The 18,989-nt window shown below is 47.9% G+C and carries 15 protein-coding genes and 3 pseudogenes; 13 read left to right on the top strand and 5 right to left on the bottom strand.

The window, feature by feature from the left end:
- Positions 1-270 precede the first annotated feature (270 nt).
- The 6 genes from hemA to kdsA are packed head-to-tail and all read left to right on the top strand — an operon-like array spanning position 271 to position 5,582.
- Positions 271-1,530, top strand: coding sequence for a glutamyl-tRNA reductase (gene hemA / locus GMA8713_RS17620; RefSeq protein ID WP_002542404.1), 1,260 nt, complete (start codon positions 271-273; stop codon positions 1,528-1,530).
- A 14-nt stretch (positions 1,531-1,544) separates the two neighbouring features.
- Entirely contained in the window at positions 1,545-2,633 is a 1,089-nt protein-coding gene (gene prfA, locus GMA8713_RS17615; protein ID WP_062712752.1) for a peptide chain release factor 1, read from the top strand.
- Positions 2,633-3,478: a peptide chain release factor N(5)-glutamine methyltransferase gene (gene prmC / locus GMA8713_RS17610; protein WP_062712750.1), complete on the top strand. Its 846-nt coding sequence runs from the start codon at positions 2,633-2,635 to the stop codon at positions 3,476-3,478. The genes prfA and prmC overlap by 1 nt, the downstream gene beginning before the upstream one ends.
- A gap of 40 nt (positions 3,479-3,518) precedes the next feature.
- Positions 3,519-3,902 (top strand): SirB2 family protein, encoded by a 384-nt coding sequence (locus tag GMA8713_RS17605; RefSeq protein ID WP_002542401.1) that lies wholly within the window; start codon positions 3,519-3,521, stop codon positions 3,900-3,902.
- Positions 3,903-3,904: 2 nt separating this feature from the next.
- Complete coding sequence (locus GMA8713_RS17600; RefSeq protein ID WP_062712748.1) at positions 3,905-4,714, top strand: SirB1 family protein; 810 nt, start codon at positions 3,905-3,907, stop codon at positions 4,712-4,714.
- 13 nt (positions 4,715-4,727) lie between these two features.
- The gene (kdsA, locus tag GMA8713_RS17595) at positions 4,728-5,582 is read left to right on the top strand and encodes a 3-deoxy-8-phosphooctulonate synthase (RefSeq protein ID WP_062660664.1); all 855 of its coding nucleotides are present in this window, start codon (positions 4,728-4,730) and stop codon (positions 5,580-5,582) included.
- Between the two features lie 77 nt (positions 5,583-5,659).
- Here kdsA and GMA8713_RS17590 read toward each other — a convergent pair whose 3' ends face one another.
- Positions 5,660-7,534 (bottom strand): methyl-accepting chemotaxis protein, encoded by a 1,875-nt coding sequence (locus GMA8713_RS17590; protein ID WP_062712746.1) that lies wholly within the window; start codon positions 7,532-7,534, stop codon positions 5,660-5,662.
- A gap of 317 nt (positions 7,535-7,851) precedes the next feature.
- Between GMA8713_RS17590 and GMA8713_RS17585 the strand changes: the two genes are divergently transcribed.
- The 5 genes from GMA8713_RS17585 to GMA8713_RS17565 all read left to right on the top strand — a co-directional run bounded on the left by GMA8713_RS17585 (position 7,852) and on the right by GMA8713_RS17565 (position 12,727).
- Positions 7,852-9,207 carry a Na+/H+ antiporter NhaC family protein gene (locus tag GMA8713_RS17585; RefSeq protein ID WP_422615204.1) on the top strand — a complete coding sequence of 452 codons (1,356 nt, stop codon included), beginning with the start codon at positions 7,852-7,854 and terminating at the stop codon, positions 9,205-9,207.
- Positions 9,208-9,409: 202 nt separating this feature from the next.
- Positions 9,410-11,086, top strand: coding sequence for a bifunctional UDP-sugar hydrolase/5'-nucleotidase UshA (gene ushA, locus GMA8713_RS17580; RefSeq protein ID WP_062712743.1), 1,677 nt, complete (start codon positions 9,410-9,412; stop codon positions 11,084-11,086).
- Between the two features lie 127 nt (positions 11,087-11,213).
- Complete coding sequence (gene ybaK, locus GMA8713_RS17575; RefSeq protein ID WP_062712741.1) at positions 11,214-11,693, top strand: Cys-tRNA(Pro) deacylase; 480 nt, start codon at positions 11,214-11,216, stop codon at positions 11,691-11,693.
- A gap of 3 nt (positions 11,694-11,696) precedes the next feature.
- A complete protein-coding gene (locus GMA8713_RS17570; protein WP_062712739.1) occupies positions 11,697-12,116 on the top strand; it encodes a lysozyme inhibitor LprI family protein in 420 nt (139 codons plus the stop codon).
- A complete protein-coding gene (locus tag GMA8713_RS17565; RefSeq protein ID WP_062712737.1) occupies positions 12,113-12,727 on the top strand; it encodes a LysE family translocator in 615 nt (204 codons plus the stop codon). Before GMA8713_RS17570 ends, GMA8713_RS17565 begins: the two co-directional genes overlap by 4 nt.
- Positions 12,728-12,793: 66 nt before the next feature.
- Here GMA8713_RS17565 and smrA read toward each other — a convergent pair whose 3' ends face one another.
- Positions 12,794-13,378 (bottom strand): DNA endonuclease SmrA, encoded by a 585-nt coding sequence (gene smrA, locus GMA8713_RS17560; RefSeq protein WP_084387770.1) that lies wholly within the window; start codon positions 13,376-13,378, stop codon positions 12,794-12,796.
- Between the two features lie 419 nt (positions 13,379-13,797).
- On the opposite strand from smrA, the gene GMA8713_RS17555 reads away from it, so the two are divergent.
- Complete coding sequence (locus tag GMA8713_RS17555; protein ID WP_062712733.1) at positions 13,798-14,490, top strand: 4'-phosphopantetheinyl transferase family protein; 693 nt, start codon at positions 13,798-13,800, stop codon at positions 14,488-14,490.
- Between the two features lie 295 nt (positions 14,491-14,785).
- Positions 14,786-15,277 (top strand): annotated as a pseudogene (locus GMA8713_RS17550) (IS5 family transposase); the annotation flags it as partial.
- A 223-nt stretch (positions 15,278-15,500) separates the two neighbouring features.
- On the opposite strand, the pseudogene GMA8713_RS17545 reads toward GMA8713_RS17550, so the two are convergent.
- From GMA8713_RS17545 to GMA8713_RS17530, 3 genes and pseudogenes are all read right to left on the bottom strand, one after another.
- Positions 15,501-16,161 (bottom strand): annotated as a pseudogene (locus GMA8713_RS17545) (ATP-binding protein).
- Positions 16,162-16,171: 10 nt separating this feature from the next.
- Positions 16,172-17,623, bottom strand: a pseudogene (gene istA / locus GMA8713_RS17540) (IS21 family transposase).
- Between the two features lie 1,029 nt (positions 17,624-18,652).
- Positions 18,653-18,989, bottom strand: a 337-nt coding sequence (locus tag GMA8713_RS17530) for an IS630 family transposase (protein WP_157515497.1), incomplete at its 5' end; no start/stop codon positions are given.

Below are 18,989 nucleotides of genomic sequence, written 5' to 3'. Positions count from 1 at the left end.
AATCCTGCATCTTCAGTTTGTTTGGGTATATCTGCGGCAGAGGTAAAAATCTCTCCAATACGATGTAGATATCACATCACTTGGACAAAGCCACATAATGCAATTTGTTACTTGTTGAAAAAATGGACGAATATGTTGTTACGAAAGCGGAAAAGTCACACTTCTGCTTGTTAGCGAGAAGAGGGAGCTAATGTTATCTTTTATTCGACGGGCCCATAAAGTAAAATCCACGGCTCGGATTTCATCTGGTGCTGTCGGTAAACCTGCTTAATGAGCTTGTTAGTTCTCGGAATCAATCACAAGACCGCTGCGGTCGACCTGCGTGAGAAAGTCGCTTTTTCTCCGCAACAACTTCGCGATGCATTGCACCAGCTGAAAGAAAAGCAGGTAGTGCAGAGTGGGGTGATTGTGTCTACCTGCAACCGCACTGAAATCTATTGTGAAGTTGACCAGCCAAGCCCTGGCGTCGTCGTGGACTGGCTTCAGGACTTCCATCAACTCGACAGCGAAGCACTGCTTCCTTGCCTGTATACTCACCATGACCAAGCAGCGGCGCAGCATTTAATGCGAGTGGCGAGTGGCCTTGATTCTCTGGTATTGGGTGAGCCTCAGATCTTGGGGCAGGTTAAACAGGCCTACGCAGAATCTGTTGAGCAAAATTCAGTAAACGGTTCGCTGGAGCGTTTGTTCCACAAAACCTTTACCGTGGCTAAGCGCGTTCGCACCGAAACAGATATCGGTGGCAATGCCGTATCAGTGGCTTTTGCAGCCTGTTCGCTGGCGCGTCAGATTTTCGAGTCGCTCGAAACCTCTACTGCTTTGCTGGTAGGGGCAGGTGAAACCATCGAGTTGGTTGCCAAACATCTTTTCGAGCACGACTGTAAGAACATTATTGTTGCCAACCGCACCCGCGAGCGTGCTAAACCATTCGCTGAGGCGTTTGGTGCGGAAATTATTTCTCTGGAAGAGATTCCAGAGCACATGCACAAAGCGGATATCGTGATCAGCTCAACGGCTGCGCCATTGCCAATCATCGGTAAAGGCATGGTGGAAAAAGCGATCAAAGCGCGTCGTCATCAACCCATGCTGTTGATTGATATTGCCGTGCCGCGTGATATTGAAGAAGAAGTGGGTGAGCTGAACGATGCTTACCTGTACACCGTCGACGATTTACATTCGATTGTTGAGCGTAACCGTGAGCAGCGAAAAGCGGCCGCGATTCAGGCGGAAGCGATTGTTGATGAAGAAAGCGAAGGCTTTATGACATGGATGCGTTCCCGCGGAGCGGTGGACAGCATCAAACAATACCGTGCTCATTCGGAAGCACTGAAAGATGAATTGCTCAGCAAGAGCTTACAAGCCCTCGCCAGTGGTGCCGACCCACAGAAAGTGGTTGCCGAGCTGAGCAATAAATTAACCAATAAACTGATCCATGCCCCTACTCAGGCCATGCAGGAAGCTGCCAGAAATGGCGACGAGCGTACACTGGAAACGCTACGTCAGAGCTTAGGTCTGGATCCCCTGAAATAGTTTAAAGACCCACTATGAAATCATCGATTATCGCGAAACTGGAAGCACTCAGTGAGCGCTATGAAGAAGTGCAACATCTGCTTGGCGATCCGGGTATTATCTCCGACCAGGACCGTTTCCGTTCACTGTCGAAAGAATACAGCCAGCTTGAAGAGGTGACCAAATGCTTCACTTCCTACAAACAAGCGGAAGAAGATCTGGAAGCGGCGCAGGAAATGGCGAACGAAGACGATCCTGAAATGCGCGAAATGGCGCAGGAAGAAGTGAAAGCAGCAAAGGCGGAAATTGAACGCCTGAGCGATGAGCTTCAGGTGCTGTTGCTGCCAAAAGATCCTAACGATGAGCGTAACTGCTTCCTTGAGATCCGCGCGGGTGCGGGCGGTGATGAAGCAGCGATTTTTGCCGGTGACTTGTTCCGCAGCTATAGCCGCTTTGCTGAGAAAAAAGGCTGGCGTGTTGAAGTGGTTAACGCCAACCACGGTGAGCATGGCGGTTACAAAGAAATGATTGCCAAAGTAAGCGGTGAAGGTGCTTACGGTGTGATGAAGTTTGAGTCAGGCGGTCACCGCGTTCAGCGTGTTCCTGCTACTGAATCTCAAGGCCGTGTTCATACCTCAGCGTGTACTGTTGCTATCCTGCCGGAAATTCCTGAAGCAGAAATCCCGGAAATTAATCCGGCTGATCTGAAAATTGATACCTTCCGTTCATCAGGAGCGGGTGGTCAGCACGTTAACACCACTGACTCGGCAATCCGTATTACCCACTTGCCAACCGGCACCGTGGTGGAATGTCAGGACGAGCGTTCACAGCATAAGAACAAAGCTAAAGCGATGGCTGTTCTGGCGGCACGTTTGATCAAAGCAGAAGAAGAAAAACGTGCAGCGGAACAGGCAAGCACCCGCCGTAACCTGCTGGGTTCCGGTGACCGTTCAGACCGTATCCGTACTTACAACTACCCGCAAGGCCGAGTGTCTGACCACCGTATCAACCTGACGGTTTACCGTTTGGACGAAGTGATGGAAGGCGACCTGGATTCACTGATCCAGCCAATCATCCAAGAGTTCCAGGCAGACCAACTGGCGGCGTTGGCTGAGCAACACTAATGCCAATCAGCATTGAAAATGCGCTGCGTGATGCAGCGCTTTTGTTAGCAGAGCATCAAAGCCCCTCTCCACGCATTGATGCCTCTGTGCTGCTTTGTCATGTCCTCGATAAGCCAAGCAGTTACCTCTACACCTGGTCAGATAAATCGCTGAGCGACGAAGAGGAAGCTGCGTTTAACGGACTGCTTGAGCGTCGCAAAGTCGGCGAGCCCGTTGCTTACATTATCGGGTACCGTGATTTCTGGTCGCTACGCCTGAACGTGGAGCCCAGCACCCTGATCCCAAGACCGGATACAGAAAGGTTGGTAGAACTGGCATTGGAGCGTTTACCACAAGGTGAGAGCTCTGTGTTGGATCTGGGCACAGGTACGGGGGCGATTGCGTTGGCGATTGCCAGTGAGCGCAAAGATATGGCCGTGACTGGCGTTGACCTTCGTGATGAGGCGGTTGCACTGGCTGAACGCAACAAGCTTGAAAACGGCATCATCAATGCCCAATTTATGCAAAGTAGCTGGTTTGGCAATGTGCCTGAGCATCGCTTTGCCATGATTGTCAGCAACCCGCCTTATATCGATCCGGAAGACCCGCACCTTTCGCAGGGTGACGTTCGGTTTGAACCGAAGTCTGCATTGATTGCGGATGACCACGGTTTAGCGGATATCCGTATCATCTGTCAGCAGAGTCCTGAGTATCTGACAGATAATGGCTGGCTGCTTATCGAGCATGGCTACGATCAGGGCGAAGCGGTTCGTGCGATTTTTTCTGATGCAGGATTCAGCGATGTTGAGACGCAGCACGATTATGCTGGGCTGGATCGTGTTACCTTAGGGCGTTTTATTCGCTAAAACCCAAAACAATAAATCAAAAAGAGAGACCTACGGAATTATGTACGTTGCATTGAAGCATACTCACCTGATGTTTATCGCCTTGAGCGTGATCCTGTTTATCATCCGTTTTGCATGGCGCATGATGGACAGCAAAATGCTTGAGAAGAAATGGGTGAAGGTCGTCCCTCACGTGATTGATACCATTTTGCTGGGAACCGGTGTGGCACTGATTTTTGTCACCGGTTTCTATCCGTTCACGCCTCAAGGGATGTGGATGACTGAAAAACTGACGTGTGTTCTGGCATACATCGCCCTTGGTTTTGTTGCCATGAAATACAGTCAGGGAACCATGTTCCGACTCTTTGCTTTCTTTGGTGCTTTAGGTTGGGTATTTGCCGCTGCGAATTTGGCTATCACTAAAACACCACAGCTGTTGGGGTAAAAATGATCGGTTTTACTGACCAGGAATTAGATGAGCTGACCTTGGTAGAAGGCGCGCTTGCACTGAATGCTGCCATTGATCCGGCGACATCCATGCATTGGGTTCGGGCAGAGCTCGAACGGCTGGCAAAGGACGCTGAACATTTACTGGCTGGAGAAGCTAACGACGAATTGCGACTGGAAGGTCTGCTGCGTCTGTTCTATAAAGAATGGGGTTTCAAAGGCGATTTCGAACAATACTTTTCGTCTGAAAATGCATTTGTAGATAAAGTGCTGGAGCGTCGCAAAGGCATTCCAGTGAGTCTGGGCGCAATCTTCCTGTTTTTCGCAGACCGCCTGGATTTGCCGGTTGAGCCAGTGGGCTTTCCGACCCAACTTGTTCTGAAAGTAGATTGGTTCCACCGCGAGCCGCAATACATCAACCCGTTTGATGGCGAGTTTCTGTCTGAACGTGTATTACGCGGTTGGCTGGTGGGCAAAGAAGGCCCAACGGCTCAGCTTGAAGAAGAACATCTTGAGGTCTCGGACAACCCGACACTGATTGGCCGCTGGCTGGCGGTGATCAAAAGTGCACTGCTTCGTGAAGAAAACTACGCGATGGCACTTCGCTGCAGCGAACTTGCGCTGACATTCAGTCCGGATGATCCTTATGAAATCCGCGACCGCGGCTATATTTTCCAGCAATTGAAATGTGACTGGGTTGCCGCGGAAGACTATGAATACTTTATTGCTCAGTGCCCGGATGATCCGGCGGCTGAGCTCCTGAAACTGCAGGTCAAAGTGTTGACTGCAGAAGCTCCTATTTTCCACTAATCAGGAAGTCACCATGACAACACAAAAAACGGTTCAGATTGGCGATATTCAAGTTGCTAACGACAAGCCATTTGTTCTTTTTGCCGGGATGAATGTGTTGGAATCTCGTGATCTGGCAATGCAGATCTGTGAGCACTATGTAGAAGTGACCCAGAAGCTGGGCATTCCATACGTGTTTAAGGCGTCTTTTGACAAAGCAAACCGCTCTTCTGTGCATTCTTACCGTGGCCCTGGTCTGGAAGAAGGCATGAAGATTTTCCAGGAGCTGAAAGACACTTTCGGCGTGAAAATCATCACTGACGTTCACACCGAAGCTCAGGCGCAGCCAGTGTCTGAAGTGGTTGACGTTATCCAGCTTCCAGCGTTCCTTGCTCGCCAAACCGATTTGGTTGAAGCGATGGCAAAAACCGGCGCAGTGATTAACGTGAAAAAACCTCAGTTCATGAGCCCTGGCCAGGTGGGTAACATCGTTGATAAGTTCGCTGAGTGTGGCAACGAAAACATCATCCTGTGTGAGCGCGGTTCATGTATGGGCTACGACAATCTGGTCGTCGACATGCTGGGCTTCGACGTGATGAAGAAGGCGAGCAATGGCAGCCCAATCATCTTTGACGTGACTCACTCACTGCAATGCCGCGATCCTCTGGGCGCTGCATCTGGTGGTCGTCGTGAGCAAACTGTTGATTTGGCGCGCGCGGGTCTGGGTACCAAGATCGCAGGCCTGTTCATCGAAGCGCACCCGGATCCAGACAATGCGCGTTGTGATGGTCCGTCAGCACTGCCTTTGGACAAGCTGGAGCCGTTCCTGAAGCAAATGAAAGCACTGGACGATTTGGTGAAAAGCTTCGACGATCTGAACATCCGTTGAGGATTGAATGTCAGAGAGATAAAAGAAAGCCGGCGCATGCGCCGGCTTTTTCGTGTCTGCGATTGAGTGTCCGAACGTTATAACCTGAATCTGGCCAGTTCGTCATTGAGCTGACGAGACAGGCTCGAAAGCGCGGTCGCTTGCTCTGTTGCATGATTGGCTTCGTGAGCCAACTCATCCGACGCATTGCGCACGGCTTCCGTGTTGCGGGTGATTTCTACCGTCACTAAAGATTGCTCTTCAGCGGCAGAGGCAATCTGGGTCGCCATGTCGCTAATTGTCGATACCGAAGTGGTGATTTGCGACAAGCTGTTGGTGGCGAAGTTTGCGTCTTCCACGCTGGTGGTAGCCAGATGGCGGCTGTCTTCCATGATTTTCACAGCGGACTGCGTGGTGTTTTGCAGCGTTTCAATCGTCGCCTGAATTTCGCGGGTTGAGTTGTGTGTGCGCTGGCTCAACACGCGGACTTCGTCGGCAACCACGGCAAAGCCTCGGCCTTGTTCACCAGCACGCGCTGCTTCAATCGCCGCATTTAGCGCCAGCAGGTTGGTTTGCTCGGCAATATCCTGGATGGTGGAAAGAATAGAGTTGATGCTCTGGGTGTGGGAGTCTAGCTCCGCTATCACGCTGGTGGCAGATTCCACTTCCGTAGACAGATTACCGATGGATTGCTGGCTTTGGTTCACTTGATTGGCGCCTTCCTCTGAACAACCGACAGCCTGCCTGGAAAGCTCAGCGGTATTTTCCGCGCTACCTGCGATCTCTTGGGTAGCTGCGGCCATTTGGTTGATAGCCGTTGCCACCATGTTGATTTCATCCTGCTGACCACGAATACGGGTGCTGCGCATACTCGCTTGCTCGGCGGCATGAGTTGCCTGTTCAGTGAGCGATTCACCGACACTTTTCAGGTGCGTCACCATGGTGTGCATGTTGGCAACGAAGGTGTTGAAGTTATGCGCCAGTTGGCCGACTTCATCGTTACTATGTGGTGTCAGACGCTGAGTCAGATCTGCGTCACCGCTGGCAATTTCTTCCATCGCTTTCGACACGCGGACAAGATCACGGAAAAGCGCATTCACCAACCAGGCTGACAGGGCAAGCACTACCAAGGTGACAGCAAAGCTTGTCAGGATCAGGGTGGTTACTGCTGAGTTGTGGGAGGAGAGCTCTGTGCCCATATCGACTTCAATACCGATTACCCAGTTCGCTTCTGGAAGCTCTGTGAAGTAGTAAGCCTTTTCATCGCCATTTAGAGAGCTTTTCAGTAGGCCGCCTTGGGCCATAGCTTCACGCACCTCAGACTGAGTAAGAGCCGGATTGTATTGAGTCAGCGGTTTGCCGTTCAGTGAGGCGTTGTTATGGGCAATAAGCGTACCATCTTCTGCAAACAACATGCCGAAGGCATTGTCGCCGAAGTTGAATTGAGACAGGTCACTGACAATCTTGCGAAGGCTGATGTCACCGCCAACCACACCTTTAAGCTTTCCGCTCTGATAAACCGGGGTAGCCAGTGTCACCATGGTTTCTCCAGTCAGGGCGTCACGGTAAGGGGCGGTACAAATCGTTTTGTTTTCTCGTACAGCTTCTATATACCAAGGGCGTTGGCGAGGGTCGATATCAATGTTAGCTCCGTTTGCAAGCGCTATGGCACCATCAGTTTGAGCAAAAAAAGTCATCTCGAAGTCACCAGAAACCTGGAGCATCTCCAAGGCATTGATTTCATCCTCGTGGGGTAGGGTCTCCACATAGCCTTCCATCGCCACATCGTGAGCCTCCAGCCAATTGGCAAAGCCAACACGGGCGACTTGAGACATGCTTTCCACACGATTTTCCAAGCCTTGTTGAGTCTGGGTAGATAATTGCTTTGCAGCCAAGAAAGACAGGGCGGTTGCCATCGCCACCACGGCGACAAGGCAGGTACCTATCAGCTTCTGCTTGAGAGTCAGCGTCATGTTACGTTCCTTGCATCGAACTCTTTGAAAAATTGAGGTGGGTTGTGCTGAGAATTATTCTTTTCCACACAAAATTCTATATCGACCTACGGAACGGTTGCTTGAGGGGAAGTGCGCGATTTTTTGCTGTTTTAAGCTCAGAGAATGTGAGCTTGCATCAGTCATTTTCACAAGGCTGAGGCGAAGGGATAAATATTACCGTTTGCAGATGTTTTTCAGAGAGATTTCTGCTGTTACAAAATAGCTTGGACGTTTAGACGTCTATTTGTTGACGGCCTATCGCTTTAAGATTACTCTGCGTTTCACTTCACGAAAATATGCAACGCAACATGACACAGAAGCAAACAAACATTGCGCCATCAGCGAGCTCACTTTTGCCCTTTGGGCTTTTCTTGTGCCTGTTTATAGGGACGGGCATTTACTTTTCGACTCAGAATGTCGAATTCGCCTTTTACCAACTTCCAGCCCCGATAGCGGTGTTGCCCGCTATCATGCTTGCTGTGCTGATGAGTAAAGAAAAGCTCAACGGCGCGATTGGTCAGTTTATTGAAGGCGTTTCCCATCGCGATATTACCGCGATGTGCTTGATTTACTTACTGGCGGGGGCTTTCTCTGCGGTAGCAAAAGCGACTGGCGGTGTGGATGCAACGGTTAATCTGGGGTTAGCCATTCTTCCTTCAAGCTTTATTCTGCCAGGCCTGTTTTTGATTTCTGCTTTCATCGCAACAGCGATGGGTACATCGATGGGCACCATCGCAGCAGTTGCGCCTGTCGCTTTGGGCATTGCTGATACGACAGGTATTGATGCTGCATTGATGTCGGGGGTGGTGTTGAGCGGTGCGATGTTTGGTGACAATCTTTCTATCATCTCAGACACCACGATCGCTGCGACGCGCTCACAGGGCTGCCACATGAAAGACAAGTTCCGTGAAAATGTCAAAATCGCAGTGCCTGCTGCATTGGTGGCTTTGGTGATTTTCTTCTTTGCCAATGAAGTAACTCAAGCGCCAGTTTCCGGTGAAATCGATTGGCTGGCGGTGCTTCCTTACTTGACGATCCTAGCGCTTGCGGTCTACGGCATGAACGTATTTGTTGTATTGACCATCGGCATTCTGTTTGCGGGTATCGTTGGTATGGTAAAGACCGCTGACTATAGCGTGATGACGTTCAGTCAGGACATCTACAAAGGCTTTGGCAATATGCAGGAAATCTTCTTGTTGTCGTTGCTGATTGGCGGTTTGGCGGAATTGATGCGCCAACAGGGTGGTTTGGCGTTTGTGACGGATAAACTGAGCAAACTGATCCTGTCACGTGCAGATAAGGAAACAGAAAAAGGCTCACCACGAGCCAGCGAAGCCGGTATTGCATCGCTGGTAAGCATGACCAACCTTTGTACGGCAAACAATACGGTTGCGATTATTGTGGCTGGCGGTGTGGCGAAAGAGCTGGCTACCCTGCACGATGTTTCACCGAAACGCAGTGCCAGCTTGCTGGATATCTTTTCTTGTGTAATTCAGGGGCTTCTGCCTTACGGTGCGCAGGCTTTATTGCTTGGCTCAATCTTTGAATTGTCCCCTCTGAGTGTCGTAAGCCAGTCTTATTACTGTTTCTTGCTTGCGATCTCAGCAGGCTTTGCGATTGCACGCAGTAAAGGACAGTATCTGTCTAGATAACCAATACAAATACTTTAATTGCAGCTGATTTTCCCGCAATTGAGGTGTTTTTCAGTGATCTGGATGGCACTTTCTTGAAAGTTCTATGTGATGCCAAGTTTAACTATTTAGACTACTTCGTGAAAATAAAAGCAGTCTAGGTTAAACCCCACAGCATGAAAGTAAACGCTTTCATGCTGCCTCACAGATAATAGGTATCACCATGAAGGAACGCCTCTCTCTGAAGGCAGCGATCAGCGCTGCACTGCTTGCCGCTCTGGCAGGCTGTTCAACCACAACCCAAACAACGGAAGTTGTACCAGGTTGGCAACCAGATACCACTTACAAAGTGACCATTCTTCACACCAATGATAATCACGGCCGCTTTTGGCACAACCGTCACGGCGAATACGGTATGGCAGCGCGTAAGACGCTGATTGATGACCTGCGTGAGGAATCTGAAGAACAAGGTGCGACGGTACTGCTGTTGTCCGGTGGTGATATCAACACCGGTGTTCCTGAGTCTGATCTGCAAGATGCAGAACCAGATTTCAAAGGCATGACCATGATAGGTTATGACGCGATGGCATTGGGTAACCACGAATTCGATAATCCACTTGAAGTGCTTGATCAGCAAATGGAATGGGCTGACTTCCCAATGCTGTCAGCAAACATCTACGACAAAGCCACTGGCGAGCGTAAATATCAGGCTTACCAAATCTTTGAGCGCAACGGTCTGCGTATCGCTGTGATCGGTCTGACAACAGAAGACACTGCGAAAATCGGTAACCCTGAGTTTATCGGTGAGCTGGACTTTCGCGATCCAAAAGAAGAAGCAAAAAAGCTGATTGCTGAGCTGGAAGAAACCGAAAACCCTGACATTATCATTGCAGCGACACACATGGGCCACTATGAAGATGGCAACCGCGGTATCAACGCACCGGGTGATGTGGCACTGGCACGTTACCTTAATGAAGGTTCGTTGGACATGATTGTGGGTGGCCACTCACAAGAGCCTGTCTGTATGGAAGGCCCGAACATGTACAACAAGTCGTTCAAGCCGGGCGACGAGTGTAAGCCAGATAACCAAAACGGTACCTGGATTGTTCAGGCGCACGAGTGGGGCAAGTACGTGGGTAAAGCGGATTTTGAATTCCGCAACGGCGAACTGAACCTGGTGTCTTACGACCTGATTCCTGTGAACCTGAAAAAGAAAATCAAGGTTAACGGCGAGTCTAAGCGTGTATTCATCCAAAACGAGATTCCAAAAGACAAAGCATTGTATGACTTCCTGAAGCCATATCAGGAGAAAGGTCAGGAACAGCTGAACGTGAAAATTGCAGAAACCAATGGTCATCTGCAGGGCGAGCGTAACGTGGTTCGCTTCCAGCAAACTAACCTTGGCCGTCTGATTGCTGCAGCCCACAAAGATCGTGCGAAAGCAGACTTCTCGGTAATGAACTCAGGTGGTGTGCGTGCGTCAATCGAAGAAGGTGATGTGACCTACAAAGACGTGCTGACCGTTCAACCATTTGCGAACATGGTGACTTACACCGACATGAGCGGTGCAGAAGTGCTGGATTACCTGAACGAAGTGGCAACCAAGCCAGTTGACTCAGGTGCTTACGCGCAGTTCTATGGCATCTCAATGACGGTATCACCTGATGGTGTGAGTGACGTTGTGATCGGCGGTGAACCGCTGGACGCAAACAAAACTTACCGCTTTACCATGCCTAGCTACAACGCAGCAGGCGGTGACGGCTATCCGAAACTGACTGGCCACCCAGGTAATGTGAACACGGGTTTTGTGGATGCTGAAGTGCTGAAAGATTACCTGGAGAAGAACTCTCCAATCGATGTGAACAAGTATGCGCCAAACGGTGAAATTACTTACAAGTAATCACATTGTCCCATCGCGGACAAACTCGTTATAGAGACGAAAAGGCACTGGTGACAGTGCCTTTTTTTATGTCATTATCAGCGAGATAACGCGGCTCATCTCAAGAGCAGAATCAGAGAGAAAAGGTATGACACCGGCAATCACACTGGCGGAAAAATCGGGTATTCATTTTCATGTTCACAGCTACGAGCATGATCCGAACAATAGCAACTTTGGATTGGAGGCGGCAAGTGTGATGGGGCAAGACCCAGCGCGTGTCTTCAAAACCCTACTGTTTGCGATGAACGGTGACCCGAAAAAGCTGGCTGTTGCCATTGTGCCGGTTTCCGGCCAGTTGGATTTAAAAGCAGCGGCGAAAGCGGCGGGCGCGAAAAAGGCAGAAATGGCGAATCCAGCGATTGCAGAAAAGACTACTGGCTATGTGGTGGGTGGTATCAGTCCGCTAGGGCAAAAACGGCGCTTACCAACGCTTTTAGATGAGAGTGCACAAGCCTTTGAAACTATTTATGTCAGCGCAGGCAAGCGTGGGCTTGAAATTGAACTTTCTCCATCAGATTTACTCTCACTGACACAAGGAAAATTTGCCGTAATCGGCAAGGAGGGGTAATTCATGCGTAAGAGTTGGTGGGTATTCGTTTTTTTGGGTTTACCTCTAACGGCCTTTGCAGGAAAAGAGCACTCTGCATTAATGGCATGCTATAAAGCATCTGAAACGCACGTTGAAGTCACGGCCTGTCTCGATAACCATTGGAAGGTGGCTCAGGAGGCATTGAATAAGACGGAAATTGCGCTCGGGGCACATTTGAAAAAACTGGATGAAGTCTCATCAGCAACTGATGCGGTGCCGATATCTCAGAGTGCCTTTGATGGATTTCAATATTGGCGCGAAAACCAGTGCAAAATGGTAGAGGCTAGTTTTGCCTCAGGTTCAGGAAGTGGACAGGGATACCTTAACTGCATGATTGAACTGACGAATGAACAGATCATTCGTTTAAATAGCCTGATGGGCGTGAAAGGAGGCGCCAAGTGACAATTTCCGTATGGCTGGGTTTGGCACTGGTGTGTATTTTGGGGGCAGTTTCCCCTGGGCCTAGTCTCGTGGTGATGATGCGACACAGCCTGGCTGGTGGTCGCTTACATGGTATTGTTGCTGCGTGGTCACATGCGTTAGGTGTTGGCCTCTACGCGCTGTTAACCCTCCTTGGTCTCGCTGTTATTCTCAAAGAGTCTCCAACGCTTTTTACTGCTATCGCCTATGCAGGTGCCGCGTATCTTGCTTGGCTAGGTATTAAATCCCTGCGTGCTAAAGGTGGTGTGGCAGCCAAGCTGGAAAAAGGTGAGAAAACCACCTTGTGGGAAGCAGCACGCGATGGTGCCATGATTTCAGTTCTTAACCCCAAGCTAGCACTTTTCTTCCTCGCATTGTTCAGCCAGTTTGTAGCGATTGGTACAGATACATTTAGCCGAGCAGTGATTGTGGCTACCCCATTTGTTATTGATGGTCTGTGGTACACCATAGTGGCTTTGGTTCTGTCCTCTCCCCATGTGCTGGAAAAGCTCAAGCAAAAAGCCGTACTCATCGACCGCCTGTGTGGCATCATGCTGATCGGTCTTGCAGTTCGGGTTGTTGTGACGCTATAGCTAGACAATATCTGAAACACACAACAGGAGCCAAATGGCTCCTGTTTCCGTTGATGGGATAGAAGATTAACTCCGACGGTTAAGATGTCGCTCCCGTGTCTCCAGTTTCTTTTCCTGACTCTTTTTAATCATCACATAGACTGCGCCGGTACCACCTTGATGACGCTGGGCTGAGTGGAAGCATTGCACGTCAGTGATCTGTTCCAGCCACTGGCAGACATAGCTTTTCATCATGGCTGGAGGATTAGAGCGTTCACCTTTACCATGAACAATGATCACCGAGCGAATGTCCATGCGCTGGCATTGCTTCAGAAAGCGCAGGATTTCATCTCTGGCATCTTTCAGCGTGTATTTGTGCAGGTCCAGTCGGGCATGAATATCATATTTACCCAGACGTAGTTTTCTGAATACGCCATCCTGTACACCAGGGCGCTTGAAAGCCACGATATCGTCAGGCTTAAGCATCTTAGCGTAATCAATGGATAGATACTCTGGATCACCCTCAGAGAGGCTTTGAGCCGCGATCTGACGTGCCAGCTGGGCTTCAGTCGGTTTGTGTGATTGTTGGGAGTTGTCGACCGTATCGTGCTTGATAGGCGCGACATCTGCCATCATCTCCTGAAATAAATCGAACTCGTTGTTGCCGTTCATAGTCGTAGCGGGTTGTTGGAGCATAGTTTGAGTATAACGGCAAACAATTCTGAGGTCTCGTAGGAAGTGAATAACGCAATAGAGCAGTTACAATGGAAAACAATACGAAAAAGCCCCGCATTGCTGCGAGGCTTTGAGGAGTGGTCGGTGAAGAGGGATTCGATGGGACTTGCCGTCGAGCGTGGTGGCCCTCCATCCTCGACCCATCACACGTAACGTATGAACTTCGCCTAATGTAAAATAGAAGTTCCACTTTCTCAGCTCTATTACAGTATTTGGAACGCTAGACAGCATAATAAATATCAATATTACCGTTCGGAAAATAGGTGATGTAGAAAGCACGCTAAACGGCTGATTGCGGATAGCATAGTTGCGAGTATATCTCAGTATAATTTTAAAAGAGGTACAAAAAGTAAATAATGGGTAAGGTTTTTATTGAAGAAATACGTGCCATGCAAAAAAGCCCAGTGCTTGATGTTGAGATTTGGTGGTGTCGATTCAACAGTGATGCTTTACCTCAAAATCCTGGTTATTCACTCAAAGTCGATATACCAGAAGACATAAGGCGCTCGGTTTCCAAGCGACAAGCTGAATATATAGCAGGGCGAATTGTTGCTCGCCATGCTCTATCTTTCTTGGGTATAGTCTCTTGTGAGGTTGGAAGGAACCAAGACCGCTCTCCACAATTCCCGAAAGGTGTTTCTGGATCTATTTCACACACCCGAAATCAAGCGTTGTGTGCGATAACGCTCAATCGTGCCGTTAATTTTCTTGGTGTGGATATCGAAGAAGTCTTATCTGAAAAAACGGCAAATGACTTAGCCAGCCAAGTAATGAGGGTGAAAGAGCTCAGATTACAACAGGACTGCCAGTTGTCTTTTAGCCAGTTTATCACTCTCATATTTTCAGCAAAAGAAAGCGTCTATAAAGCAATCTACCCATATATCAAAGAAGTGATTGGATTTGAAACATCACAAGTGGTGAAAATTAGTGACAATCACATTCAGCTAATATTAGATGAGAAAATTGACTCGCTACTTCCCAAACACGCTATGTTGAAATGCTATTTCACTGTTACAGAAACTCATGTCACTACACTTCTTGCTCAATAGTGCATTAGTACGTATTCTATTGGCGATACCATCGTTGTTAGGATTTCTTTGCTAAACAATTAAATACAGAATTTCTCGTACCTGAGTGTAGCTACCAGAGGTGTGTATACGAAAGCTTTATCAATGAAATTAACACTTCTGGCCACCCTTTAAACTCATAGTCGGAAACCAATAAGGGGATGTACCATTACTCTTGAACGGCGTTGTTTCCTAAATCATTGAACTAATCTTCGGCGCTGCGATCAGATCATCACAACCTCATTACGGGTGACAGATGATGAGCAAAGCCAAGTACAAAATCAGTGTTTGGCGAAAGCTACACCTTGCGATTGATGCCAGTACGCATGAAGTGATTTCTTCCGTCGTCAGCTTAGACTCTGTCGGCGACAATGAAGTGTTACCGACGTTGTTCAATCCGTTACCGCAAAATCTCACAAGTCAGTGCTGATGGGGCCTACGATACAAAAGCTTGTCATCAGGTGCTAAAGAAAAAAGGTATAAAACCCACGATCCCCCCGCGCAGCAATGCTGGCTTTTGGGAGAATGGTCATCCACGAAATGAAGCCGTGAGAGCCTTGAAATCAGGTCACTTGGAAGAATGGAAACGCGCAGTGGGGTATCATCAACGCTCGCTTTCAGAGACTGGGATGTATCGGTATAAAAAGTTACTCAGCCCGCAACTCGCACTACGTGATTACGATGCACAAGTCGGCGAGGCATTGGCGAATGTAAAAGCCAGAACAAAGTTATAAGACTAGGTATGCCTGTGAGTTATCGAGTTGAATAACAGGGGTAATATTGGCAGGATCAGTGCGTTAGGTGACTGATTTGATCAACAACGCCCTCTTGAACCCTAGATATCGATTTAGCCAGATCACCTTTTATCTTGGACGGCATTCAAGTCCTTTTACGGTAGGTCGTACTACTCAAATGCGTATTTCGGTGATTGCGAACACTTGTTTCGGTTTATTCCGAACACCTGAACCAACACGTTTTCTCTTTCCCTATTTTTAAGCAAAGTGTTCGGATTGCGCCAGCTTTCTCATTGACTCACCTCCCAGTTCTATTCGATGACTATTGTGTACCAGCCGATCCATTAGAGCATCTGCGACAGTGGCGTTGCCTAGCATGTTGTACCACTCCTTTACAGGCAACTGGCTGATGACCATTGTGCTGCTGTTTTGGTAACGGTCCTCGAGCACTTCCAACAGGTGACCCGCATGGTCTTGAGTCAGTTTTTCCATCCCCCCAGTCATCGACTAAGCGAGTTAATCGGTAGTACCTGACGGTTTGCTGTTGGTCGCAGGCACTGCTTGCCAGAGCGCAACCAAGATAGGTTTTTCCCGCACCTGTCGGGCCTGTGATCAAGATATTCTGGTGCTTGTGTAGATAACTGCCCGTCAGTAGTTCGCTCATCTGCTTACGGTTCAGGTTTCGTCCCTCTTTGTAGACGAGTTGGCTCGGTTGCGCATCGACTCGCAGCTTGGCTTGTCGCTTTAAGCGTTGGATTTTGCTCTGATTGCAGTTCAAGATCTCACTGTCCAGAATAAAGCTTAACCGCTCCTCGAAGTCCAGCTCGGCGTAAGTAGTCAGTTGCTCTTGCTGCTGCTCTAACGCTTTCGCCACATGGCTCAAGCGCAGGGTTTTGAGTTGGTCATTAAGTGCATTCATATCCTTTCTCCTAGTGATAACAGTTCGGGCCTCGAACATTGCTGTGAACAGGGTTCGGTGTATTCGCTTTGTCTTTACTCAGTTGTCCTTCACGATGGTTCTTCAGCAGATTGTTGACGAAGGTGTAATTGGGTTTTGTCAGCATCAGTGCATCTTTATAGGTTTGCTCTAGGCGCGATTCGCCATGCGCTTTACTCAGGTTGAGCAGCCCAAGGCAGGAACGATACGACTGCTCTGGATGAGGCTTGGCGTTGAGTATTTTATTGACGACTTCTCGTGTGGCTGGGCCGATGTTGGCTCCCCAGTTGAGCATACGTCCAGGCGACCATTTTTAATGTTGATGATGACTCGGCATGTGTTCTGGTTGAGTGCTGTTTCCACGCTCTCTTTGGCTACGTGGATGCTATGCAACCAAGTTACCTTGATGGTAAATCTGTACCAGACGGTTGGAGGCTTTAAGTTCGACATGGTGACCAATAAGTTGATGTGGCACCGAGTAGTAGTGGCAGCGATATTCGATGTGATAGTCAGGCCCGACTTTGGCTCGTTTGGTTTCGGTATAGAGTTAACGCTGCCTAAGAAGAGGCTTTAACGCGGTTTTATCGAGTTTGTCGAACGGCGCTTTACGACTCGCGCCATACTGTTTCATCTCACGTTGGTTTAACTCATTCATCAGTTCTGGGATGGCGAGATTCAGTTCCTTGAAGGGATGGAAGGTCTGATGTCGTAGCCGCATCATGATCCATCGTTCTACGAGGAACAAGGCATTCTCGGTCCTGGTTTTGTCTTTCGGTTTGTAGGGGCGACGTGGCATTACGGCAGTTTGATAGTGGTTCGCCAGTTTCTGATAGATATCATTAAGCCTTGGCTCATAGCGGTTAGCTTTGGAGACCGCGCGACGCAGATTATCGGGAACCAAGAGTTGTGGTACGCCGCCAAAGTGCTCGAACGCATTTGCATGTGCCTCTAACCAGTATGACTTACCCTGGCTCGGGAAGGCTTCCACATAGGTGTAATTGGACGCGCCCAAGGTCTCCATGGACACTTCTGCTTCGCGCACTTCACCTGTGTCAGGGTTGACCACTTGAAGCCAAGGCCCACAGTAATCGATAAACAGCTTATTTCCTGCCACATGAAGCTGACGCTTGCTGCGCTTTTGGGTTTTGAACCAACGAGTGAAGTGCTCGCAGAACTGAGTATAAGCATATGCTTGCTGTTGATATTGCACGTGATATTCCTGCCACAGCAACATCTTCGTCATGCCTTTACGCCTGAGATCGACAGCGTATTGAGTGAAGTTCTGGCATGACTTTATCCACGACTGACTTTCTTGCTGTGATACAGCGCCTGTGTGAGGTCACATCACTGAAACCTTCAGGCAGTGGTCAGATTATCCGACTTTGCTTAAAGCGGCCGACAAGTTCTGAGACTGTTGCAAGCTGACATTGAGACAACTATCAATACTCCTTTAGGACAACCTACACTCGTACTTAAGGCGTAATACCTCTTTAATTTTGTTCATTGGAGTTCTCTTTTTAGCCATTGTTGCTTCCTTAGTTTCTTGTTTAAGAAGTAAAGAATAGCGAGCTATTGATTTAAAGAAGAAAAAGGAAGGATTTCGGGCACTCCGAACGCAGTTTTCGCTATTCCGAACACTGATTTCGGAGTTCGCTTAAAAGTGTTCGGATAATCGCGGAGTGTGCGTTCTGATTAAACCGAAATATGCACTCAAACGATTAGATCGCTGTTCGAGTATTCAGCTCAATTTTTTGTGCGCAACTCAGGTCAATGAGCATTTTACTTTGGCTTTCAATAATGTATTTATAAAAATAGCATAAATTACTGATGTGATTAAATTCCGATCTTTTTTCGTTATTAAAAATATAATAAAATCATTATTTTATATCTATACATTATTTTTTATTTATTATTGTGATTATTATCACACTAAAAATGTAATAAAAAATGACCAATCAGTATCACTATAGTCTAGATGTGAAAATGTGACTCATATCTCGTTGTAAATAGAAAAAAACCTTACATAAAAATAACGAAAATTTTCAATATATATTTAAATATTTATCTAAGTTAATGATTTGAAATAATTTTTTATATAAATAAGTGTCTAGTATTCTTTTTTTGCATTAATCAACACTTATTTTTCCCTAGAGTCTTACTTTTGGGTCATAAGTGAAAAAAGACAAAGAAGTAAGCTTATGTATGAAAATTTTAACAAACAAGATATTGATACGATACTGTAGGTTAGGTGTGATTTAAAATGAGTTACATACAGATAGATTTATCAGATCAGCATTACTTACTTTTATCATCTCTCTATGGGAGAGATTTGGGAGGCATTCCATATTTCAAATGGAAGCACTATTCGGATCCTCAAGTTATTTTTCTAAAAAACAAAAAGAAAGCTATTATTTATCAGGAAAGAAATCGTGATCTTGGCATTTTTGTTGCTAAATAACTGATCCGAATAGTGCTACATTTTCGCCGTGCCGTGGCAACCTCCCGGGTACGGCGATACGTTATCCATAAAGTGCTTCACCTTCCTGAGCAATTGCCACATATGTTTACACCTGTGATTCCGAGTAATTGTCTCATGGAGAGCATTCCACAATCGTTCTATGACGTTGACCCAAGGGCAATAAACGGGCTGGAACAGCAGCCTGAACTTTGGGTTCTTCTTGAGCCAAGCCTTCGTTTTTTTACTTTTGTGGATGATGTAGTTATCCAGTATCAAGGTGACACTTTTGGCTCGGCGGTAGTGCCACTTTAGCTTCTCCAGCATGGCAATGAATAGGTCTGAGTCTTTCTTT

The sequence above is a fragment of the Grimontia marina genome (genome assembly GCF_900060185.1).
GTDB classification, from domain to species: Bacteria; Pseudomonadota; Gammaproteobacteria; order Enterobacterales; family Vibrionaceae; genus Enterovibrio; species Enterovibrio marinus.
This window is presented reverse-complemented; position numbering and strand designations above follow the sequence as displayed.